At 67.3% G+C, this 22,475-nt stretch carries 22 protein-coding genes; 14 read left to right on the top strand and 8 right to left on the bottom strand.

The window, feature by feature from the left end; genetic code table 11:
• Positions 1-17: 17 nt before the first annotated feature.
• On the bottom strand, positions 18-1,136 hold the full coding sequence (locus ABL843_RS09300) for an acyl-CoA dehydrogenase family protein (protein WP_418120455.1): 1,119 nt from the start codon (positions 1,134-1,136) through the stop codon (positions 18-20).
• A gap of 65 nt (positions 1,137-1,201) precedes the next feature.
• A complete protein-coding gene (locus tag ABL843_RS09305; protein ID WP_418119660.1) occupies positions 1,202-2,062 on the bottom strand; it encodes an IclR family transcriptional regulator in 861 nt (286 codons plus the stop codon).
• A gap of 191 nt (positions 2,063-2,253) precedes the next feature.
• Between ABL843_RS09305 and ABL843_RS09310 the strand changes: the two genes are divergently transcribed.
• From ABL843_RS09310 to ABL843_RS09330, 5 genes are read left to right on the top strand one after another with little or no spacing between them, the layout of a single operon-like run.
• Positions 2,254-3,240: a Bug family tripartite tricarboxylate transporter substrate binding protein gene (locus tag ABL843_RS09310; protein ID WP_184635847.1), complete on the top strand. Its 987-nt coding sequence runs from the start codon at positions 2,254-2,256 to the stop codon at positions 3,238-3,240.
• A gap of 57 nt (positions 3,241-3,297) precedes the next feature.
• On the top strand, positions 3,298-3,726 hold the full coding sequence (locus ABL843_RS09315; RefSeq protein WP_418119661.1) for a Zn-ribbon domain-containing OB-fold protein: 429 nt from the start codon (positions 3,298-3,300) through the stop codon (positions 3,724-3,726).
• Positions 3,723-4,877, top strand: a complete 1,155-nt coding sequence (locus ABL843_RS09320) for a thiolase family protein (RefSeq protein WP_418119662.1) — start codon at positions 3,723-3,725, stop codon at positions 4,875-4,877. Before ABL843_RS09315 ends, ABL843_RS09320 begins: the two co-directional genes overlap by 4 nt.
• Before the next feature lie 27 nt (positions 4,878-4,904).
• Positions 4,905-5,726, top strand: a complete 822-nt coding sequence (locus ABL843_RS09325; protein ID WP_418119663.1) for an enoyl-CoA hydratase/isomerase family protein — start codon at positions 4,905-4,907, stop codon at positions 5,724-5,726.
• A gap of 57 nt (positions 5,727-5,783) precedes the next feature.
• Complete coding sequence (locus ABL843_RS09330) at positions 5,784-6,599, top strand: SDR family NAD(P)-dependent oxidoreductase (protein WP_418119664.1); 816 nt, start codon at positions 5,784-5,786, stop codon at positions 6,597-6,599.
• Between the two features lie 39 nt (positions 6,600-6,638).
• Here ABL843_RS09330 and ABL843_RS09335 read toward each other — a convergent pair whose 3' ends face one another.
• The 3 genes from ABL843_RS09335 to ABL843_RS09345 all read right to left on the bottom strand — a co-directional run bounded on the left by ABL843_RS09335 (position 6,639) and on the right by ABL843_RS09345 (position 9,811).
• Positions 6,639-7,895 carry a serine hydrolase domain-containing protein gene (locus tag ABL843_RS09335; RefSeq protein WP_418119665.1) on the bottom strand — a complete coding sequence of 419 codons (1,257 nt, stop codon included), beginning with the start codon at positions 7,893-7,895 and terminating at the stop codon, positions 6,639-6,641.
• A 110-nt stretch (positions 7,896-8,005) separates the two neighbouring features.
• Complete coding sequence (locus ABL843_RS09340; protein ID WP_126024521.1) at positions 8,006-9,049, bottom strand: helix-turn-helix transcriptional regulator; 1,044 nt, start codon at positions 9,047-9,049, stop codon at positions 8,006-8,008.
• Between the two features lie 102 nt (positions 9,050-9,151).
• Positions 9,152-9,811 (bottom strand): hypothetical protein, encoded by a 660-nt coding sequence (locus ABL843_RS09345; RefSeq protein ID WP_418119666.1) that lies wholly within the window; start codon positions 9,809-9,811, stop codon positions 9,152-9,154.
• Between the two features lie 154 nt (positions 9,812-9,965).
• On the opposite strand from ABL843_RS09345, the gene ABL843_RS09350 reads away from it, so the two are divergent.
• Complete coding sequence (locus ABL843_RS09350; protein ID WP_418119667.1) at positions 9,966-12,359, top strand: DNA polymerase II; 2,394 nt, start codon at positions 9,966-9,968, stop codon at positions 12,357-12,359.
• Positions 12,360-12,449: 90 nt separating this feature from the next.
• On the opposite strand, the gene ABL843_RS09355 is transcribed toward ABL843_RS09350, so the two are convergent.
• The 3 genes from ABL843_RS09355 to ABL843_RS09365 all read right to left on the bottom strand — a co-directional run bounded on the left by ABL843_RS09355 (position 12,450) and on the right by ABL843_RS09365 (position 13,232).
• Positions 12,450-12,701: a hypothetical protein gene (locus ABL843_RS09355; protein WP_126024524.1), complete on the bottom strand. Its 252-nt coding sequence runs from the start codon at positions 12,699-12,701 to the stop codon at positions 12,450-12,452.
• Between the two features lie 39 nt (positions 12,702-12,740).
• Positions 12,741-12,875, bottom strand: coding sequence for a hypothetical protein (locus ABL843_RS09360; RefSeq protein WP_256228313.1), 135 nt, complete (start codon positions 12,873-12,875; stop codon positions 12,741-12,743).
• 81 nt (positions 12,876-12,956) lie between these two features.
• Complete coding sequence (locus ABL843_RS09365) at positions 12,957-13,232, bottom strand: hypothetical protein (protein ID WP_126024525.1); 276 nt, start codon at positions 13,230-13,232, stop codon at positions 12,957-12,959.
• A gap of 376 nt (positions 13,233-13,608) precedes the next feature.
• Between ABL843_RS09365 and ABL843_RS09370 the strand changes: the two genes are divergently transcribed.
• The 8 genes from ABL843_RS09370 (at position 13,609) to ABL843_RS09405 (ending at position 22,472) form a co-directional block, all read left to right on the top strand.
• The gene (locus tag ABL843_RS09370; protein ID WP_418119668.1) at positions 13,609-15,204 is read left to right on the top strand and encodes a methyltransferase regulatory domain-containing protein; all 1,596 of its coding nucleotides are present in this window, start codon (positions 13,609-13,611) and stop codon (positions 15,202-15,204) included.
• A 62-nt stretch (positions 15,205-15,266) separates the two neighbouring features.
• A complete protein-coding gene (gene ggt, locus ABL843_RS09375; RefSeq protein WP_418119669.1) occupies positions 15,267-17,003 on the top strand; it encodes a gamma-glutamyltransferase in 1,737 nt (578 codons plus the stop codon).
• Between the two features lie 60 nt (positions 17,004-17,063).
• Positions 17,064-17,813, top strand: coding sequence for a pseudouridine synthase (locus tag ABL843_RS09380; RefSeq protein ID WP_126024528.1), 750 nt, complete (start codon positions 17,064-17,066; stop codon positions 17,811-17,813).
• Positions 17,814-17,925: 112 nt separating this feature from the next.
• Positions 17,926-18,930: a YncE family protein gene (locus tag ABL843_RS09385; RefSeq protein ID WP_126024529.1), complete on the top strand. Its 1,005-nt coding sequence runs from the start codon at positions 17,926-17,928 to the stop codon at positions 18,928-18,930.
• Entirely contained in the window at positions 18,914-19,735 is an 822-nt protein-coding gene (locus tag ABL843_RS09390) for a polysaccharide deacetylase family protein (RefSeq protein WP_418119670.1), read from the top strand. The genes ABL843_RS09385 and ABL843_RS09390 overlap by 17 nt, the downstream gene beginning before the upstream one ends.
• A gap of 27 nt (positions 19,736-19,762) precedes the next feature.
• Positions 19,763-20,737 (top strand): sterol desaturase family protein, encoded by a 975-nt coding sequence (locus ABL843_RS09395; protein ID WP_418119671.1) that lies wholly within the window; start codon positions 19,763-19,765, stop codon positions 20,735-20,737.
• Between the two features lie 50 nt (positions 20,738-20,787).
• A complete protein-coding gene (locus ABL843_RS09400; protein WP_418119672.1) occupies positions 20,788-21,675 on the top strand; it encodes an EI24 domain-containing protein in 888 nt (295 codons plus the stop codon).
• On the top strand, positions 21,672-22,472 hold the full coding sequence (locus tag ABL843_RS09405; protein WP_369659004.1) for a competence/damage-inducible protein A: 801 nt from the start codon (positions 21,672-21,674) through the stop codon (positions 22,470-22,472). The genes ABL843_RS09400 and ABL843_RS09405 overlap by 4 nt, the downstream gene beginning before the upstream one ends.
• Positions 22,473-22,475 lie beyond the last annotated feature (3 nt).

Below are 22,475 nucleotides of genomic sequence, written 5' to 3' on the forward strand. Positions count from 1 at the left end.
TGCGACTCCCGCGGCGTTCAGGCGATGGCCGAGATGCCGAGGATCTCGCGCCCGACGATCAGCGTCTGCACTTCGGTCGTGCCTTCCGGAATGGTCCCGCCGCGGGTGTCGCGGAAGATCCGCTCGATCGGGTAGTCGGTGGCGTAGCCCAGCCCGCCGTGTACCTGCAGCGCCATGCTGGCCACCTCGTGGGCGGCTTCTGTGGCGTAGAGCTTGGCGATGGACGCGGCGGTGCGTGCGTCGTGGCCCGAGTCGAGCGCGGCGGCGGCGCGCAGGCCCAGGGCGCGCGCGGCCTCCACGCGGATCGTCATGTCGACGATCAGCTTCTGCACCAGCTGGAAGCTGCCGATGGGCTTGCCGAACTGCGTGCGCGTGCGCGCGTAGTCGATGGAAAGGTCGAGCGCCGACTGCGCGGCGCCCACGGCACCCATGGCGATTTTCACGCGCGCGCTGTCCAGGCCGATCAGCATCTTCTTGAGCGCGCCGCCTTCCTCGCCCAGCAGGTTCTCGCGCGGCACCTTGACGTTGTCGAAGCCCAGCTCGGCCGTGCCGGTGCTGCGCAGCACCATCGTGTCGACGCGTCGCATCTCGTAAGGCGACACGTCGCGCTCGACGAGGAAAGTGGAGAGCTGGCCCTGGCAGTCGGGGCTGAAGGTGCGGGCCACCACGATGCCGAAGTCGCCGAAGGCGCCGTTGGTGATCCACAGCTTGCGGCCGTTGAGCACGTAGTGGTCGCCCTGCAGGTCGGCGCGGGTCTGCACCTGCGCGATGTTGGAGCCCGTGCCCGGTTCGCTGATGGCGCTGAAGCAGCGGCGCTCGTTGTTCAGCAGCGGCTTGAGGAAGCGCTCCTTCTGCGCGGGCGTGGCCTCGGCCGCGAGCTTGTTGATGGCCGCGTTGGTGATGTTGAGCATGGTGCGCAGCGAAAGCCAGGCATAGCCCGCTTCCTCCATCAGCATCGCCCAGGTGAGCTGGTCCAGGCCCATGCCGCCTTCTTCTTCCGACAGCCTTCCGCCCAGGTAGCCGAACTCCGACAGGGGCTTGAGCAGCTCGAAGGGAAAGGTCTTCTCCTGGTCGTGGCGCGCGACGATGGGGGCGACCTCGCTCTTCATGAAGCGGCGGATGCTGTCGCGCAGCATGGCTTGTTCTGCAGTCTGGGTGTACACGTTGTCTCCTGTTTGATGGTGATGAAGGTGGGCCGCGCTCAAGGCTCTGCGGGAGGCGAGGCCTTGGCGCCGCGGCGGGAAGATGAAGAGGCCGGCGAAGAAGCCGTTGAAGAAGAGGCCGCTGCCGTCGCCGGCTGCTCGCGCGTCGCGCCTTCGGCGGCCTGCTTGCGGAAGACGATGGCCTTGACCTCCTGCAGCGCCTCGAGGCAGCGCTCGCGCTGGTCGCGCATGCGATGGGTGAGCCCGGCGATCGACAGCGCCAGCGTTTCGCCGCCGATCTGGCCGGCCACGGCCACCGCGGTCAGACCTTCGCTGCCTTCGTTCTCGACCCAGATCCAGCCCTGCTCGCGCGCGCGTTCCACCTGCGCCTCGAGTTCGGACAGATCGGTGATCGTGCCGGAGGCCAGCACGCGCAAGGGCTTCAGCCGCAGCTGCCGCGCGGCTTCTTCGGGCGTGCCGACCGCGAGGATCGCCTTGCCGAGGGCGGAGACGTGCAGCGCGAGCTTGTCGCCCACGTGCTGCATGTAGCGCAGCGCGTGGCGGCCTTCGCTCAGCGCGATGACTTTCACGACGCCGTTCTCCAGCCGGCCGCACAGGCCAGTCTCGCCGGTGCGGTCGCGCAGCAGCTCGCAGGCCTCGGCACCCACGGCGTACAGCGGGTCGCTCGCGGAGATTTCCTTGGCAACGGTGAGCAGGCGCGCGGTTGGATAGAAGCGCCGGCTGCGCGCGGTGCGCAGCAGGTAGCCCAGTTCATGCAGCGTGTGCAGCAGGTCGGAGCAGCTGCTCTCGGGCAGGTCCATGAGACGGGCCAGGTCCGAGTTGGACAGCTCGCGTTTTTCGCGCGCAAAGACTTCGAGCAGGGTCATCGTGCGGGCGGCTGCAGGGACGATGGTTGGCATGAATCCTCCGATAGGTCGTAGAAGTTATCGATCATAGCTACGGGAGTCATGCATTTACCGGCGATCTCAGATGAATAATTTCCTGGAAGGGGCAGAAAACACGGTTGTCAAACAACGATGGGTTGAAGTAGTCTACGTCTATTCGTAGAAAAAACGCAATCGAATAGCGTCACAAAACCCGGAGACAACCCTTGAAAACCTTCCTCAAAGCTCTCGTCGCTGCCAGCAGCGCGCTCCTCCTCGCCACTGCAGTGCATGCGGCTGGCGAAGCCGACGGCTGGCCTTCGAAGCCGCTGACCTTCGTCGTGCCGTTTCCACCCGGCGGCATTACCGACAACACTTCCCGCCTGCTTGCGCTGAAGCTGGGCGAGAAGCTCGGCCAGCAGGTGGTCGTCGACAACCGCCCCGGTGCCGGCGGCTCCATCGGCGTGGAGTACGCGGTGCGCCAACCGGCGGACGGCTACACGCTGATCTACGGCACGCAGGGCACGCACGCGGCCAACCTCGCGCTCTACAAGAACGTGCGCTACGACCCGGTCAAGGACTTCACGCCCGTGCACGGCATGTCGGAGTCGCCGCTGATCCTGGTCATCAACCCGAACAAGCCGTTCAAGACGGTGCCCGAACTGGTGGCGTACGCCAAACAGAACCCCGGCAAGCTCAACTTCGGCTCGGCGGGCGCGGGCACGGCCACGCACCTGACGGCGGAGCTCTTCCAGACGACCGCGGGCATCAAGATGACGCACGTGCCCTACAAGGGCAGCAGCCCCGCGTTGACCGACCTGATCGCCGGCAACCTCGATCTGGCCTTCGACTACGCGGCCGTGGTGCTGCCCTTCGTGCAGTCGGGCAAGCTCAAGGCGCTGGCCGTGACCGGCAAGTCGCGCCTGGGCAGCGCGCCCGACCTGCCGACCGTCGCCGAACTGGGCTACCCCGGCGCCGAGTCGAGCGCATGGGGCGCCATGTTCGTCTCGTCGAAGACGCCCGCACCCATCGTCAAGCGCCTTGCCGACGCCATGGCGGAAGTCATCGTGAATCCGGAAGTCCTGGCCGCCACCGAGAAGTTCGGCAGCGTGCCGATGCGCGGCATGCGCGGCGAGAAGCTCGACGCCTTCGTCAAGTCCGAGATGACGCGCTGGCGCGAAGTGGTGCAGAACTCCGGCGCCAGGCTGGAGTAGCACGCGCGCCGCACCCCCCAACTCCTCTTTTTTTCGACAACCGGGAAATCCGTTTCTATGACCACTGACCTGCGTGGCCTGCAGCCACAGCATCCGACGCTCTACCAGCTCGCGCCCGACGGCGAGTCGCTGGAGTTCCTCTATGCGCAATGTCCGGCGTGCCGAAAGCTCGTCTTTCCCGCCAACGTGCCCGGCTGCAGCCATTGCGGCGATCCGCTGCAGGGCGCCGAGAAAGTGGCGCGTCCCGGCGGCGGCAAGCTGCTGGAGTACATCACTTTGCACGTGCCACTGCTGGCTGGCATGGAGGTGCCGCGCATCGCCGCCGACATCCTCATCGAGGACGGGCTCGTCGAGGAGGGCGTGATCGCCGGCTCCGACGAGTCGGCCCTGCATGTCGGCATGGCGTTGCGTGCCGTCGCGGTGGCGCAGCCGGGCGGCGAGACTTTCGCCTGCCGCTTCGTTCCGGCTGAAGGAGCGGCGCGATGAGCAACTGGATCGACGACAACGAAGGCGTGTACGTGGCCGGCATCGGCATGCACGCGTACCAGTTCCCGAGCGAGACGCCCTACACGCACCTGGGCCTGACCGCGGTGCGCGCCGCGCTGGCGGACGCGGGCCTGGCCTGGCCGCAGGTGAACAGCGCCTACGTGGGCACCACCTCCATCGGCATGGCGGCCGGGCGCGTGATGCTGCGGCACCTCGGCTCCAGCGGGCTCGCGGTCACGCAGGTCGAGAACGCATCGGCATCGGGCTCGTTCGCTTTCCGGCAGGCGTGCATGGAGGTGGCGCGCGGCGTCAGCGACGTGGTGCTGGCGGTGGGCGTGGACAAGCACGGCGACGCCCGGCGCGCGGCCGACAAGGAAGGCCTCGCCCGGCTGAGCGAGACGGCCAACGTGCCTGCCGTGAAGTTCGCGATGATGGCCCGCACCTACCTGCGCGAACGCGGTGCGGACGCGGCCTCCATGGCGCAGGTCGCGGTGAAGAACCATGGCAACGCCGCCCGCAACCCCTTCGCGCAGTTCCGCAAGCCGCGCACCCTCGAACAGGTGCTTGCCTCGCCGGCCGTGGCGGGCGACCTGACCGTGCAGCAATGCTGCCCGCGCGGCGAAGGCGCCGCGGCCGTCATCGTCGTCTCGGGCCGCGCGCTGCGCCGTCTGGGCCTGGACGCTGCCCGCTGCGTGCGCGTGCGCGCCTCGACCGCGTGCAGCGAAACACCCGAGACCTCCTACGGCGCCGCGGCGGTCGACCTCGTGCGTGCCAGCGCCCGCGCGGCGCTCGAACAGGCGGCGATTCCCGCAAGCCGGCTGGACCTGCTGGAACTGCACGACGCCTTCTCGGTGGAGGAGTTGCTCTACAGCGAAGCCATCGGCGTGTGCGAGCAGGGCGAGGGCGCCGCATACCTGCTGCGCGGCGACTCGCGCATCGGCGGGCGCTGCGCGATCAACGCATCGGGCGGCCTCATCGGCATGGGCCATCCGCTGGGCCCCACCGGCATCGGCCAGATCGCGGAGATCACGCGGCAGCTTCGCGGCGAGGCCGGCGACCGGCAGCACGCAGGTGCCGGCTGGGGCATGGCCCACATGATCGGGCTCGGGTCGGTGGCCATCGCGCACGTGCTCTCCCGCGCCACGGCATGACAGCGCAAGAACTCGCAAGGAAACACCATGCCTGAAGAAAAAAACCGCCCCGACCTCGTCGAACTCTCGACGCTCACCTACCGCGTCGAGGGGCATGTGGCCGTCGTGACGCTCAACCGGCCCGACCGCATGAACACGCTGGGCGGCACGATGAAGCCCGACCTCGCCCACGCCTTCTTCGACCTGGCGCGTGCCGACCAGCGCGTGCGCGCGGTGGTGGTCACCGGCGCCGGCGAGCGCGCCTTCTGCGCCGGCGCCGATATCAAGGAACGCGCCGACCACCAGATCTGCGCCACCGACTTCTTCGTCGCCCAGAAGGCGACGCACGACCTGTTCCGCGGCATCGAGGAATTCGAGAAGCCCACGCTCGCGGCGATCAACGGCGTCGCGCTCGGCGGCGGCCTCGAACTGGCGCTGTGCTGCGACCTGCGGCTGGCGGCCGACCATGCACGGCTGGGCCTTCCCGAAGTGAAGCTCGGCGTGCTTCCCGCAGCGGGCGGCACGCAGCGGCTGCCGCGGCTGATCGGCGAGGCGCGCGCCAAGGCGCTGATGTTCACGGCCGCGCAGATCGATGCGGCCAAGGCCCTCGACTACGGCCTGGTCACGCAGGTGCTGCCCGGCGCCGAACTGCTGCCGGCCGCCATCGCCCTCGCGCAGCAGATCGGCGAGATGCCGCCGCTGGCGGTGCGCTTCGTCAAGCGGGCCGTCAACCGCGGCATGCAGACCGACCTGGACAGCGGCCTCGAGTACGAGCGCTATGCCGCGGCCATGCTGGTGGACAGCGAGGACCGCAAGGAAGGCATGCGCGCCTTCGTCGAGAAGCGCAAGCCCGTGTTCCAGGGGCGCTGAGCCCCGTCCGCATTCCCCATCCATTCAAAGCAAGCAAGCAATCAAGGAAACACACATATGAAACTCGGTTTGGACTCACAGGTCGCGCTGGTGACCGGCGGCGGCCAGGGCGTCGGCCGGCAGATCTGCATCGAACTCGCCCGCGAAGGCGCGCGCGTCGTGGTCAACGACCTGTTCCCCGAGCGGGCGCAGGCCGTGGCGCGCGAAATCGAGGCGCAGGGCGGCAAGGCGCTGGCAGCGCCCGCCGACATCACGCAGGCCGAGCAGGTGCAGGCCATGGTCGATGCCGCCGCGCAGCACTTCGACGCGCCTGTGCAGATCCTCGTGAACAACGCCGGCATCATTCCCGAGCGCCGCGAGAAGGGCGGTCGCACGCCGGCCTTCGTCGACATGCCGGTGGCCGACTGGGCCAAGATCGTCAACCTCAACGTGTACGGCACCTTCCACTGCTGCCACGCGGTACTGCCCGGCATGGTGGCGGCCAAGCGTGGGCGCATCGTGAACATCATCTCGGAGGCCGGCCGGATCGGCGAGGCCAACATGGCCGTGTACTCCGGCGCGAAGGCCGCCATCGCGGGCTTCGCCAAGGCTTTGGCGCGCGAGCACGGCCGCCACGCGGTCACGGTCAATTCGATCGCCCTCGGCGCGGTCTCGCACGAAGGCATCAAGGACGGTCCGCTGCATCCGGACGCAACAGTTCAGAACAACGAACTGCTCGCAAAGATGGTGAACCTCTATCCGATCTCAAAGGGCGTCGGACGGCTGTCCAGGCCGGACGACGTCTCCGGCCTGGTCGCGTTCCTGGCATCCGATCGCGCGTTGTTCGTCACTGGCCAGACGATCGGGGCATCGGGCGGCTTCGCGATGATTTGAAGTGGTTGCCGCAAACAGCGCTCATCCCTATGCGGTCCTCTATCTGGATGGCTTCCAGGCCGAGACCGCCTGCAGGAAGGCGCGCGTTTCGGCATAGGGCTCGTCGCGGCCCGGCGGCATGTAGCTGAGCTTCACGACCACCGTGCGGGTGGCCGGGTCGACGTACGTGTACTGGCCTTGCAGCCCAAGGGCGTAGTACGCGCCGGTGCTCGGAAAGGTCCACCACTGGTAGCCATATCCGCCGTTCGGCGAGTCGCTGCCGGGCACCGAAGCCGTCGCCGCCTTGACCCACTTCTCGGGAATGATCTGCTTTCCGTTCGCCCGGCCGTTGTTCAGGAAAAGCAGTCCCAGGCGCGCCCAGTCCCTCGCGGTTGCATTGAATCCCGCCCCGGTGAACTCGCGCCCCACGCCCGGGCCGCCGTCCATGATGAAGAAGCCGTTGCTCTCCGCGCCCAGAGGCTCCCACAGTTTCTCGCTCATGTAGCCCGCAAAGGTGGTGCCGCTGACGCGTTCGACCAGCCAGCCGAGCACGGCCGTGTCGATCGTCTTGTAGGCGAAGTGGCTGCCCGGCGGATGCGCACGCCCGATGGTCGTGGCGACATCCGCGAAGCGCGAGGTGTTTCGCACGAGCGACGACATGTGGTTGCTCGCCGCGATGCCGGGGTTCTGGAAGTCGTACCGCTCCTCGTAGTCCACTCCGGACCGCATCTCCAGCACCTGCCGGATCGACACGTCCCTGTAGGCGCCGCGCGCGAGCTCGGGGAGGTACTTGACGATCGGATCCTCGATCGAGGCGATGCGTTTCTCCTCCAGCGCGATGCCGACCAGGGTGGAGACGATGGATTTCGTCATGGACCAGCCCATGAACCGCGTGCTGTCGTCGCAAAGGTTGCGGTAGTTCTCGTAGACGATGGCGCCGTCCTTGATGACCACAAGGGCGTTGGTGTAGGTGCGGTCGAGGAAGTCCTCCGGGGTGCGGGCGGCGCCTGCGAACTCGTAGCGGAAGTTCAGCGGCGCGTCGTTGCGCGGAATGGCCCATGTCGCGCGCCGGTGGGTGACTTCCCGGGTGTCGAAGATCCGGTCCATCGAGCGGAAGGTCAGCGCGTTGATGCCCGGGTTCAGCATCTGCCAGCGCACTTCCTGGAGCGCGACGGGAACAGAAGAAGCCGGCGCGCCCGCGGGCGGGGGCGGCATCGGTTGCGAATGGGCGGCGCAGGCAAGCAGTGCCAGGCCGCATGCGGTTGCGAGTCCGCGCGCTCGCAGGCTGGCGGCCATGGTTTGGAAGCCGAGTCTCATTGGGGAATTCCTTGGGTGTAGTGCCCGCTCTCGCAGGCTGAGCTTTGGAGCCGGCAGCGTAGCGAGCGGCCTTCGCGGTCAGGCCTCTGCAAATGAGGAGGGGCGGGAAACTACGGGGCCTCGCGAGTACCAGAGCCCAGGGCGGACAGAAGCTCGATCTTGTTGCGCACGCCCAGGGCGGCGTACACGTTGCGCAGGTAGGTGCGCACTGTCGCGGGGCTCAGATCGAGCCGCTCGGCAATCTCCTTGTAGGAGCGGCCCTCGGCGTACAGGGTGGCGGCCCGGCGTTCACGCGGGGCGAGTGGATCCCCGGGGCTTCGGTCTTCGAGCACCAGCGCGAGCAGGCGACCGCAGGGCGCGATCGACACGCGATCCGAGCGGCCCATCGCGACGGAGCACGGCGCCTGGCGGGCCAGGTCCGCGATGTCGGGAGGCAGCATCGTTCCCTGCCAGTCTGGATGGGCCCGATGGAGGACCTGGCCCAGCCTTGCGCCCAGGTAGAGCAGGCGGCCTGCGCCATCGGCGAACGCATACGCGCTCCACGCGCGGCCCGGCACGGCGCCTTGCAGGCCGTCGAGCACATCGCGCCAGTGCTGCACGAGGTGGCGCGTGAACTCGCCGAAGATGACGGCCTCTTCATCGCGGAAAGCCGAGTCGGCACCGCGGCGGTAGATCGATACGAAGAACAGCAGCCCGCTCGCCGGCAACTCCAGCGTGATCGCCATGGCGTGATGGAGGCCGTGCCGCTTGCAGAACGTGTCGACCGTGCTCCCCGGCGCATGCCTGCCGTCGCCCGAGCCGCCGCGCAGCACCACGCCGCAGTGTGCAATGGATGCACTTGCGAACTCGTCCGCGTCGGCGAGCGCATTCCACTCCTGCGCGAAGCTGGCGCTCAGCCCGATGCTGCCGTGCAGCCAGTTCCTGGGCGGGCTGCCGTCAGAGCCGGGCGAGACTTCTCCCCACCATGCCGAGTCGAAGGGAACCAGGCTTTTCAGCACCAGAAGGGCCTCGCGGTGCATGTCCTGCGCATTGCCGGAACGAGCGAGGGTGACCAGGGCCAGAAGGCACATCCCGAAATCCCTCAGGGTGGCCAGGCCGGACTCCGCCGGTACGCTCTCCAGCGTGCGCATGGTGGATGGGGCTTGCGCGGTCATGCGGGCGAAACCGGGTGTTGGTCGGAAAAAGTGTATCTGCCAAGACTGCGGGGCTTCTTGCCGGATACGTCGAGCGCGCGGCCAGCCGGCGGCCTCGGCCGGTCAGGGCGCGAACACCTCCGGATGGGTATGGCGCCAGGCGCCGATGCAGCCGATCAGGCAGACGGTGTGGCTGATCATCGTGCGCTCGCGCTCCTGGCCGGCGAACGTGATCACCAGGTTCAGGTGTTCTTTGCGCCAGGCCAGCACCCTGCCGGAGAACCCGGGCCGCTCATGCTCCTCGTCCAGGTCGGGTGGGCCGTGCGCGTCGATGCAATCCTGCGGCGTCGAGCCGATGGTGAGGCCCATAGGAAGAGGGCCGGAAAACGGCGCCTTGATCCTGTCGTCCGATCCGGGCGCGAGAAGCTCCACGGAGCCGACGATCCATGCTTCGTCCTCGGGGTGGTTCGATCCCGTCAGTCCGTTCAGTTTTTGCGCCTGGTAGATGTCGATGCGCACGGACGCCCTGGGTATCCAGATGATCTCCTCGCTCGAGGAGAAGGCACCCGGACCGGAAACCCTCTTGACGCCCAAGGAGCCCAGTACCTCGCGAACCTTCTTGCTGTCGAAAGGCTGGCCGATCATTGCGACCAGCCGTTCTGATATTTCTTTCACTCGAGAGACCTCTGCTTCGTACGTTGCGATGGGCCGATGCCCAAGAGACGGCGCGGCATGATAGGTGATCGAGCCATGCGGAAGCTTCGGGGTCGGGCGCAAAGCCATGACAAGATGGCCGCGGCCTGGCCGACATCGGCGGATCCAGTCTTTGCCAAAGGTCGAGGCAGGCGCGCAGCCCCGGCCAAGGTTCCGCGGAACGTGGCGATGACTGCGCAAGAATCGGGCGTGACCGAGTCCGCCCTTCTTTCTTCGCACCCCCATGTCTCAGCCTCCCGCGGCGTCCACCGAACTCAAGGGATTCATCCTCACCCGCCACTGGCGTGACGCACCCGCCGGCACCGAGATCGAGTACTGGCTGGCCACGGATGCAGGACCGGTGAAGGTGCTCCTGACCTCCCAGGCCTGCGTCGCGTTCGTCGCCGCCCGGCACCGCGCGGCAGTGGAGGCGCAGCTTGCCGCCATGCCAGGGATGGAGATTCGCGAGCTCGACCTGAAGACCTTCGGGCAGGAACCCGTCGTCGGTGTCTATGCGAGGCACTTCCGGCAGCTGGGCCGGTTGGCGCGTGCGCTGCAGCCGCAAGGCGTTCCTGTGCTCGAAGCGGACGTGCGTCCGCACGACCGCCATCTCATGGAGCGCTTCATTACCGCCGGCGTGCTCGTGGAAGGAGGGCGGGCAGGCCGCGCCACCGTCGTCGACGGCAAGCTCAGGCCCGCGCCAGAGTTCCGCCCGGCGCTGAAGGTGGTGTCGCTGGACATCGAAACCAGCCAGCACGAAGCGCTCTATTCCATTGCACTGGACGGCCTTCCGCAGCGCGTGGTCTTCATGCTTGGCGAGCCGCCATCCGGGCGGGATGAGCCTGCGGACTTCTCTCTCGTCTATTGCCCGACCCGCAAGGCCATGATCGAGAAGCTCAACGAATGGTTCGAGAGGAACGATCCGGACGTCATCGTCGGCTGGAGCGTCATCCAGTTCGACCTGCGGGTGCTGCAGAAGACGGCCAACGACTGCGGGACGCAACTGCTTCCGGGACGGGAGCGAGGCGCCATCGACTGGCGCACCCATCCGGGCAAGCAGGGCTATCTGTTCGCGTCAGTGGCCGGGCGGGTGATCGTCGATGGCATCGAGGCACTACGGGCCGCGATGTGGAGCTTTCCTTCCTTCAGCCTGGAGAGCGTCTCGCAGGCGCTGCTCGGCGAAGGCAAGGCCATCGGCGACGAATACGACAAGATGGCCGAGATCGAGCGGCGCTACCAGGAGGACAAGCCCGCGCTCGCGCACTACAACATCCGTGATTGCGAGCTCGTCCTGCGCATCTTCGAGAAGGCGAAGTTGCTGCAGTTCGTGCTGGAACGAGCGCAGACCACCGGCCTGCAGATCGACCACTTCGGCGGCTCCATCGCGGCGTTCAGCCACCACTACCTGCCTCGCATGCATCGCCTGGGCTACGTGGCGCCGAACGTGGGCGAGATCCCGAGCAAGGCCTTTCCCGGGGGCTACGTGATGGACTCGAAGCCGGGGTTCTACGACTCCGTCGTGGTGCTGGACTACAAGAGCCTCTATCCCTCGATCATCCGCACCTTCCTCGTCGATCCCGTGGGCCTGGTGGAAGGCACCGGTGCCGGCGCCGCCGACCCGGCCGCGGTCGTGCAGGGCCCCCAGGGAACGACCTTCTCGCGCACGAAGCACTGCCTGCCGGAGATCGTGACCACGCTCTGGCGCGCGCGTGACGAGGCCAAGCGGGCCGGGAACGAACCGCTGTCGCAGGCGCTGAAGCTGCTGATGAACTCGTTCGCCGGCGTGCTGGGCGCGTCGGAGTGCCGCTTCTTCAATCCCAAGCTGGTGTCGGCCATCACTCTTCGGGGCCACGAGATGATGAAGCTCACGCGCGAGTTCGTGGAACGCCGGGGCTACGAGGCCATCTACGGCGACACCGACTCCATCTTCATCTGGCTCGGGCGCACCCACACCAACGAGGAGGCGCATGCCGTCGCGGCGGGCCTCGTGAAGGACATCAACGACTGGTGGACGCGCACCCTGCGCGAGACGCACGGACTCGAGAACTTCCTCGAGATCGAGTTCGACACCCACTACAGCAAGTTCTTCATGCCCACCATCCGCGGCTCCGACGTGGGCAGCAAGAAGCGCTATGCCGGCCTGGGCAAGGACGCCGCGGGCAAGGAGGAAATGATCTACCGCGGCCTGGAGATGGCTCGCAGCGACTGGACCCCGCTGGCGCGGCAGTTCCAGGAGGGGCTGCTATCGCGCATCTTCCGCGGCGAGCCCTACGAGGAGTTCGTGAGGGAGTACGTGCGCTCGACGCTGTCGGGCGGCCAGGACGAGCTGCTCGTCTACAGGAAGCGCCTGCGCCATCGCCTGGATGCCTACCTCGTCAACGTGCCGCCGCAGGTGCGCGCCGCGCGCCTGGCCGACGAGCACAACGACCGGCTTCATCGGCCCAGGCAGTACCAGAACGGCGGCTGGATCCGGTACGTCATGACGCGCAACGGTCCGGAACCGATGGAGGCCCTCCACTCCCGGATCGACTACGACCACTACCTGAGCCGGCAGCTGCAGCCGATCGCGGATGCCATCCTGCAGCCCATGGGAGAGAGCTTCGCGGCGCTGACGAGCTCGCAGCAGCATCTTTTCTAGCCCCTCAGAGGGGGCAGTCGCCGGGTCTTCTCAGGTTTTCAGCAGCGAGCCCCGAAAGCAGACGTGCTTGCGGACGTCTGCAGCCTGCCGCTACCGCAGTGCGACCTCGGCTCCATCGGCGGCCACCATGACGCCGGGCGAAGCTTCGTCGATCTCGATGCGCACGCCCATGTGTTTCGTCGCGCTCATGTCCCGCTCGCCCGGAATGGTCATGAGCTCCAGGCAATGGACGTATTCGGCGCGCAGTGCCGGGCTCAGCACGAACTTCTGGGGATAGGCGTTGTTGTTGGCTCTCCAGTGCTCGGAGAGCTTTTCGGTCATCTGCAGGTAGAGGGTGGTCATCCGGGGATTGTCGCGGCGCCGCGGCCACCCGGATTCAGCTCAATAGCACTGGAACAGCACGCCCTGCTCCGCAGGTGCCCTGCCAAGCCAGCGCGGCGTCTTGTCGCGCGCGTCGCAGTAGTCGGAGGCCTGGACATAGGTCATGGCGCGCAGCACGCCTTCGCGGACTTGCATCACTTCGTTGGGTGGGGTCGAGCAGCCGGCCAGGACCAGGAGGGCAAGCGGAAGCAGTGTGCGCCAATTCATCGGGGCATTCTAAGACCGCGGATCGTTGGAGCTGCGCCCGCGCTCGGGGTAGAGATACTTGAAGTATTCGCCGGAGCGGCCGAACAGCTGCCGCGCCAGCTGGACCGGATCTTCACCCTTGTGCTTCTCGTAGAGCACGGGCCCCCAGATGATGAAGCCGTCGATGCTCAGGCTCTTCGGGGAGGGCTCGATGGCCTTCCACGCATGCGCGAACTTCGAGATCCAGGCCAGCGCATCCTTGAGCGCATGGTTGGGTGGGGCGGGTGTTTCTTCGGTTGGGGGCATGGCGTGCATCCTTGCTGAAAAGACTGTACAAATATACAGTAAACTACGCCCACGGAAAACAAGCTGTTCACAAACGGGCCTGGCGGCTCGACGACTGTCCGGCATGTCCATCCGGTTTTTCTGATTTCTCCTTGACGGGTAAACCGTCCCCCGCCGGTCAACCTGAGCGGGGGCCTTGATGCATTGCCAAGCAGATAGGCATTTCAAGCCCAGCCTCGTGCTGGGCTTTTTTTTGCAGGCGGCACCCGTGTGCGGCCCCGTGAAGCCGCGCTTCTTTTTGCCTGGGCGCAAGGCTATAGTCGGCAGGCACTGTCACATTGCAGTCACTGCAATCTCCCGCTCTCGCCCGCCTGCCCAGATCCCGAAAAGGACGCCCGTGCCGGATTCCCTGACCTCCGAGTTGACCAGCTACTACGACACGGTGCCCTATGACTCGCATCCGTTCCCGCAATCGGCGATGGAGCACCTGGAAGCGCTGGCCTTTCTCTTCGGTCTCGACGTTCCTCCTCCCGCAACGGCCCGCGTGCTCGAACTCGGCTGCGCCGCCGGCGGCAACCTGATTCCCTTCGCGGCACGCCATCCCCAGGCGCGCGCGGTCGGCGTCGACCTGTCGACCGTGCAGGTGGCGCAGGGCATGGCGGCCATCGCGCGCGCGGGGCTCTCGAACATCGAGCTCAGGGCTTTCAATCTCGCGGACATCGATGCCTCGTTCGGCCAGTTCGACTACATCGTCTGCCACGGCGTCTACAGCTGGGTGCCGGGCCCGGTGCAGGAGGCGATCCTGCGCATCTGCAGCGAGAACCTCGCACCGGACGGCGTTGCCTACGTCAGCTACAACGTGTACCCCGGCTGGAAGGCCCGCGAGATCGTGCGCGACGCGATGATCCTGCGCGGCGGCCCCCGCGACTCTCCCGACGAAAAGCTCTCCTATGCCCGCGGCATGCTCGACTTCCTCGAGCAGTCGGCCCGCGCCGACAGCGTGCTCAAGAAGACGCTCGAAGAGGCTATGCCCATCGTGCGCAACGCCAACAGCTCCTACCTGCTGCACGAGTTCCTCGAGCCCTGCAACGCGCCGTGCTATTTCAAGGAGTTCGTCGCGCGCGCGGAGGCCTGTGGCCTTGCCTATCTTTGCGATGCCGAGCCCTCGACGATGTTCGTGCAGAACTACGGCGAGAAGGTGCGCGATCCGCTGCTGCGCGAATGCGGCGGCAGCCAGGTGCTCATGGAGCAGTACCTCGACTTCCTGGTCAACCGCACGTTCCGGCAGACGCTGCTGGTGGGGCAGTCGCATGCCAGGGACATCCGCTACAAGCTGCAGCCCGGGCGCATCCGCCAGCTCGAACTCGCCGGCATGTTCAAGACCGAGGACGGCACCGCGCTCTCGCTCGACGCGCGCGAGCAGCCCTGCAATGCGCAGCGCGGCCTCAAGGTCACGATGCGGCTGCCGGTGCACAAGGCGGTGGCGCATCTGCTCGACACGCGCTATCCGGCCTCGATGTCCGCCGGGGCGCTCATCGGGGCCGTGGCCGGGCTGGTGGGACAGCCCGTAGCGGCGGTCGAGCCGGCTGTGATGGCCATGGTCGAGGAGCTGCTGATCCTCGGCGCCTTGCGCTTCAGGCGCTCGCCGGTGCTCACGGCCGATGCGATTTCCAGCCTGCCCCAGGCGCTTTCCGCGGTGCGGGGCTCGGTGGCCCTGGTGGCGGGCGCCAGCGTCACGGCCAGCACCTGCAACCAGTGGCACGAGCACGTGACGGTGTCGCTGCTCGAACGCAGCCTGCTGCCGCTGCTCGACGGCACCCATTCGCACGAGGCGCTGGCAGAGCATCTCGAAGCCGAGGTGCGCAGCGACCGGCTGCGCTTCGTCAAGGACGACAAGCCGCTGACCGACCCGGCGGCCGTCCGGGAGTTCGCGCGCCAGCAGGTCGCGATCGCGCTCGACGCATTGCGCCGCAAGGCGCTGCTGACGGCCTGACCTTATCGATCGGCAAGACACACACATCAGATTCTTCAACACGCTCTAGAGGAGACTTCAACATGCAACAAATCCACTGGACTCCCAGGCTGAGGGGCGCCGTCGCGGCGGTGCTCGCGCTGGCCGCGGCCGGCGCGTCGAACGCCGCTTCTGTGGCGCCCGTCGCGGCCGAGAACGGCATGGTCGTGAGTGCCCAGCACCTGGCCACCAAGGTCGGCGTCGACGTGCTCAAGCGCGGCGGCAACGCGGTCGATGCGGCGGTGGCCGTGGGCTATGCGCTGGCGGTGGTCTACCCCGCGGCCGGCAACCTCGGCGGCGGCGGTTTCATGACCGTGCAACTGGCCGACGGCCGCAAGACCTTCCTCGACTTCCGCGAGAAGGCACCTCTGGCCGCCACGGCCAACATGTACCTCGACAAGGACGGCAACGTCATCAAGGGCCTGAGCACCAAGGGCCACCTTGCCGTGGGCGTGCCGGGCAGCGTCTCGGGTATGGAATACGCGCGCGAGAAGTACGGCACCATGAAGCGCGGCGACCTGCTCGCCCCGTCGATCCAGCTGGCAGACAAGGGCTTCGCGCTGCAGCAGGGCGACATCGACCTGCTCGCCACCGCCACGGCCGACTTCAAGGAAGACCCGGCCACGGCCGCCATCTTCCTGAACAAGGGCGAGCCCTACAAGGTGGGCGACAAGCTGGTGCAGAAGGACCTGGCCAGGACCCTGCGCGAGATCAGCGCCAAGGGCACCGACGGCTTCTACAAGGGCTGGGTCGGCAATGCCATCGTGGCCTCCAGCCAGGCCGGCAAGGGCCTGATCACGCAGGCCGACCTCGACCAGTACAAGACGCGCGAAATGGCTCCGGTGGAGTGCGATTACCGCGGCTACCGCGTGGTGTCGGCGCCCCCCCCGAGCTCGGGCGGCGTGATCATCTGCGAGATGCTCAACATCCTCGAGGGCTATCCGCTCAAGGACCTGGGCTACCACTCGGCACAGGCGGTGCACTACCAGATCGAAGCCATGCGCCACGCCTACGTGGACCGCAACAGCTACCTGGGCGACCCCGACTTCGTGAAGAACCCGCTCGAGCGCCTGCTCGACAAGGGCTACGCCGAGAAGATCCGTGCCGTCATCGATCCGAAGAAGGCCGGCGTCTCCAAGGACATCAAGCCCGGCGTCGCGCCGCACGAAGGCAGCAACACCACCCACTACTCGATCGCCGACAAGTGGGGCAACGCGGTCTCGGTGACCTACACGCTGAACGACTGGTTCGGCGCCAAGGTCACGGCCGCCAAGACCGGCGTGCTGCTGAACGACGAGATGGACGACTTCACCTCGAAGGTGGGCGTGCCCAACCTCTACGGCCTGGTGCAGGGCGAGGCCAACAAGATCGAGCCGGGCAAGCGCCCGCTGAGCTCCATGAGCCCGACCATCGTGTCCAAGGACGGCAAGCCGGTGATGGTGGTCGGGACCCCGGGCGGCAGCCGCATCATCACTGCGGTGATGCTGACCATGATCAACGCCATCGACTACGGCATGAACGTGCAGGAGGCCGTGGACGCGCCGCGCTTCCACCAGCAGTGGCTGCCCGACGTCACCAATGTCGAGGCCTACGCGCTGAGCCCCGACACGCGCAAGATCCTGACCGACATGGGCCACAACCTGGGCGTGCCGCAGCCGGCCAACCACCTGGCGGCGATCATCGTCGGCGCGCCTTCGCTGGGCGGCAAGCCGGTGGGCAACAACCGCTTCTACGGCGCCAACGACCCCCGCCGCAACACGGGCCTGGCGGCAGGGTACTGATCCTGCGGCAAACTCGAAGGCGGTCGTGCCCTGGCGGCGCGGCCGCTTTTTTCTTTTCCCATGCATCTGCAAGACATCCTCTACACCCAGGGCTTCGGCACGCGCCGCGTGTGCGCGGGGCTGGTCCAGCAAGGCCACGTGAGCATCGGCGGCGAAGTGGTGGACGACCCGTTCGCCGACCTGGAACCCGAAGGACTCCACTACATCGTCCAGGGCACCCCGTGGGAGTACCACGAGAAGGCCTACCTGATGCTGCACAAGCCCGCCGGCACCGAGTGCTCGCAGAAGCCCTCGACCTATCCGAGCATCTACACGCTGCTGCCGTCACCGCTGCGGCTGCGGCCCAACAAGGGCGCGGTGCAGGGTGTGCAGGCCATCGGCCGGCTCGACCAGGACACCACCGGCCTGCTGCTTCTGACCGACGACGGCCAGTTCATCCACAAGATGGGCTCGCCCAAGCACCACGTGCCCAAGGTCTACGAGGTGACGGCCAAGCACCCGGTGGACGAGGCGCAGATTGCGAAACTGCTGGCCGGCGTGGTGCTCGACGACGATCCGAAGCCGGTACGCGCCGCCGCCTGCGAATCCGACGGCCCGCTGCACCTGCGGCTCACCCTCACCGAGGGCAAGTACCACCAGGTCAAGCGCATGCTGGCCGCGGTCGGCAACCGGGTGGAGGGGCTGCACCGCTCGCGCATCGGCGAGCTGGCGCTGCCTGCCGAACTCGCGCCCGGGCAGTGGCGTTGGCTGACCGCCGACGAGGTGGCGGGCCTGCGTGCGCCGGCCAAACCCGCCAAGGCGTTGAAATAGAAGGGAAAAACGCGAGGAAAACGCTGAGAAACAGGGGAAAAGGGCACGGTCCCGGTCAGCCAGTCTTAAGGGCCGGCCGTTAACATTCCGAACTCTCTCCCGGAACATTCCCTTGCGACTCCCAGCCCGACCGAATGGCCGCCTCGCGGCTTTCCTGCTTGCCTGCATGACGGCCTTCGCGGCCCATACCGCCGCCGCAGCGCCAGAACCCCCTCCGATCTTCGTGCTCAACTCGCTGGACGCGAACGTGAGCGTGATCAATCCCGTCGACTGGACGGAAAAGCAGCGCATTCCCACCGGCAAGGAGCCGCACCACATCTACATGACGCCAGACGAGAAGTCGGTCATCGTGGCCAATTCGGCGGGCGACTCGCTGACCTTCCTGAACCCCCGCACGGCGGAAGTGCAGCGCGTGGTCTACGGCATCATCGATCCGTACCAGCTGCAGTTCTCGCGCGACATGAAGTGGTTCGTCACGGCGGGCAACCGGCTGAACCACGTCGACGTCTACCGCTGGGACGGCAAGGACCTGAAGCTGGCCAAGCGCATCGCCAGCGGCAAGACGCCCAGCCACATCTGGATCGACAACACCAGCACCATCGCCTACGTGACGATGCAGGACAGCGACGAGATGATCGCCGTCGACCTGCCCACCCAGACCATCAAGTGGCGCACCGCCACCGGCGCCATGCCGGCCGACATCTTCGGCGTGCACAACGACAAGACCCTGCTCGTGGGCCTCACCGGCAGCGACGGCGTGCAGGTGTTCGACGTGGCCGGCGCCGAGCCGAAACTGGTCGGCAAGATCCCCACCGGCAAGGGCGCCCACGCCTTCCGCTCGGCCGGCGACGGCAAGAGCGTGTTCGTGAGCAACCGCGTGGCCAACAGCATCAGCCGCATCGACCTGGCGACGCTGAAGGTGGTCGCCACCTACCCGGTGCCCGGCGGTCCCGACTGCATGGACGTCTCGGCCGACGGCAAGACGCTCTACGTGACGTCGCGCTGGGCCAAGAAGCTGAGCGTGGTCGACCTGGCCAGCAACAAGGTCGTGCGGCAGGTCAACGTCGGCCGTTCGCCTCACGGCGTGTGGACGCTGGACCATGCCAGGCGCATCTAGGCGCGCCGGCCTGGCCGTCGCGGCTTCCATGGTCGCGCTGGCGGCGGTGCCGTCTCCCGGCGCCTGGGCGGCGCAGGAGCCGCCCGCCTGCGAAAAGCCCGTCTACCTGACCTTCGACACCGGCCACATGGGCATCGCGCCGCTGGTGGCCGACGTGCTCAAGCGGCAGGAGGTTCGCGTCACCTTCTTCGCCGCCGCCGAGCGCACCCAGACCGACGGCGACAGCCTCGACGACCACTGGGCGCCGTGGTGGAAGGCGAGGGCGGCCGAGGGCAACGAATTCGGCTCCCACACGTACGACCACGCCTATTGGCGCGCCGACGTGAAGGGCGCGCCGCCGTCCTTCCGCATCAAGCCCTCGGCCGGTCCGCAGAACGGCAGGGAATCGACCTGGAGCGCGGCCGAGTACTGCGCCAACATAAAAAAGGCTTCCGACCGGCTGGCGGCCGTCACCGGCAAGAAGCCGCTGCCGCTGTACCGCGCGCCGGGCGGCAAGACCTCGCCCGCGCTGCTGGCTGCGGCCGAAGGCTGCGGCTACAAGTACGTGGGCTGGGCGCCCGCCGGCTTTCTCGGCGACGAGCTGCCGAGCGAGAAATTCAGCAACGCGAAGCTGCTCACGCAGGCGCTGGACACCATCCGCCCCGGCGACATCCTGCTGGCGCACCTGGGCATCTGGTCGCGCAAGGACCCGTGGGCGCCGGCCAACCTCGAGCCGCTGATCGTCGGCCTGAAGGCCAAGGGTTTCTGCTTCCGCACGCTGCGCCAGCATCCGGACTTCAAGGCCTGGATCGCCTCCCATCCCTGAACGACTGAACGACGAGTTTTCCTGACCGTGATCGACTGGCTGACAGACGCCTTTTCCGCCATGCAGGGCTGGTTCTTCGAAACCGCCGTGCAGCCGCTGGTCTACGCCGTGGGACTGGGCGGCTGGACGGAGGATGCCTTCGACGCCACCGGCTGGCTGCTGGTGGGCGTGATCCAGATCCTGGTGCTGCTGGCCATCATCGGGCCGCTGCAGCGCTGGCGTTCGGCGGAGCCGGTGGTCGACCGCCACGCGATCCGCATCGACGTGCTCTACACGCTGATCCACCGGCTGGGGCTGTTCCGGCTGGCGATGTTCTTCACGCTGCAGCCTTTCTTCGACGACGCCATGGGCGTGCTGCGCACGGCGGGGTGGGGCACTTTCCACCTCGACGAGGTGTGGCCGGGCGTCACCGACATTCCCTGGGTTGCCTTCGCCATCTACCTCGTGGTGCTCGATTTCGTGGGCTACTGGATCCACCGGGGCCAGCACCAGTTCAACTGGTGGTGGGGGCTGCATTCGCTGCATCACTCGCAGCGCCAGATGACGATGTGGAGCGACGACCGCAATCACCTGCTCGACGACATCATCCACGACGCGCTGATCGTCATCGTCGCGCAGCTCATCGGCGTGGCGCCGGGGCAGTTCATCGCCTTCGTCGCCTTCACCCAGCTCAGCGAGAGCCTGCAGCACGCCAACCTGCGGCTGAGCTTCGGCGCCATCGGCGAGCGGCTGTGGATCAGCCCGCGCTTCCACCGGCTGCACCACAGCATCGGGCTTGGCCACGAATCGAACGGCCCCACCACCCTCGGCGGCCACAACTTCGGCGTGCTGCTGCCTTGGTGGGACATGCTCTTTCGCACCGCCAACTTCGATAACCGCTACGACCCGACCGGCATCCGCGACCAGGTGGAGCCCCGTGCCGACGGCCGCGTGCGCGACTACGGCCGCGGCTTCTGGGCGCAGCAATGGCTGGGACTGAAGCGAATGGTCGGTCGCGGTTGAGGGGCTCCGGGCCCTGAACCGCGTGCCCGAGGCGTTATCCTCGCTGCCTCATGCGCCTGCTCCTCGACTCCTTCTGGCGCGCGGTCGCCTATTGCATGCTGCCGCGCGTGATCGTGCTGTCGCTGCTGCCGCTGGGGCTCATGATCGTGCTGGCCGCGGCGCTGGGCTACTTATACTGGGACGCGGCCGTGGTCTGGACGCGCGGCGCGCTCGACGCCTGGCCGCTGCTGTCGAGCTTCTGGTCGTGGCTCGGCCGCCTCTTCTCCGGCGACGTCACTTCCGTGCTGGCATCGCTGGTCGTGGTGTTCGCCGCCACGCCGGTGATCGTGGTGGTCTGCCTGCTGATCGTGGCCGGTTTCATGGCTCCCGCGTTGACGAAGCTGGTCGGCGAACGGCGTTTTCCGGGGCTGGAGCAGAAGAAGGGCGCTTCCTTCCTCGGTAGCGTGGCGCGCTCGCTGGCCGCCACCGTGCTGGCGGTGATCGCGCTGGTGGTGTCGATGCCGCTGTGGCTAATTCCTCCGCTGGTGCTGATATTGCCGCCGCTGATCTGGGGCTGGCTCACCTACCGCGTGATGAGCTTCGACGCGCTGGCCGAGCATGCCAGCCCCGAGGAGCGCGCCGCGCTCATCCGAGCGCACCGGGTGCCGCTCTTGTGCATCGGCGTGCTGTGCGGCTACCTGGGCGCCGCACCCAGCATCGTCTGGGCGTCGGGCCTGCTGTTCGCCGCCGCCTTCTTCGTGCTTGTGCCGATCGCCATCTGGATCTACACACTGGTTTTCGCCTTCTCGGCGCTCTGGTTCGCCCACTACTGCCTCGACGCGCTCGCGCAGCTGCGCGCCCGGCGCGCGGCGGCGGAAGCATCCGCGGCCGGCGGCACGCCCGCCATCGAGGCCGATGAAGCCAGCAAGGCCGCTCTTTCCCAATGGGGTTCTCCATGACTCGCGCATTCGGTCTCATCGTCGTCGGCGACGAGATCCTCTCCGGCAAGCGTGCCGACAAGCACATGTCCAAGGTCATCGAGCTGCTCGCCGCCCGCGGCCTGCAGCTGGGCTGGGCCGAATACGTGGGCGACGAGCCCGCCCGCATCACGGCGGCGCTGCAGCGCGCCTTCGCCTCGGGCGACGTCGTCTTCTCGACCGGCGGCATCGGCGCCACGCCCGACGACCACACCCGCCAGTGCGCGGCCAGGGCGCTGGGCGTGCCGCTGGCGCTGCACCCCGAGGCCGAGCTGCTGATCCGCGAGCGCATGCAGGACACCGCGCGCGAGCAGGGCGTGCCCTACGAGCCCGACCGGGCCGACAACGTGCACCGGCTCAACATGGGCGTGTTTCCACAGGGGGCCACGCTCATCTACAACCCGTACAACAAGATTCCGGGCTTCAGCGTGGGCGACGTGCACTTCGTGCCGGGCTTTCCCGTCATGGCCTGGCCGATGATCGAATCGGTGCTCGACGGGCGCTACGCCAGCCTGTTCGCCAGCAACGCGGTCGCCGAGAAGTCCGTGATCGTTTTCGGTGCCATGGAGGCCACGCTGACCCCCCTCATGGAAGCCATCGAGGCCACCCATGCCGGCGTCAAGGTGTTCAGCCTGCCCAGCGTCGATCACCCGACCTACGGCCGCCACATCGAACTGGGCGTCAAGGGCGACGCGGGCCGGCTCGACGCCGCCTATGCCCAGCTCATCGAAGGTCTGCACACTTTTGACGCCAAGCTTGGCCCTGAATTGGTGCGATAAAAA

It is taken from the genome of Variovorax sp. 350MFTsu5.1 (genome assembly GCF_048302515.1).
GTDB lineage: Bacteria > Pseudomonadota > Gammaproteobacteria > Burkholderiales > Burkholderiaceae_C > Variovorax > Variovorax guangxiensis.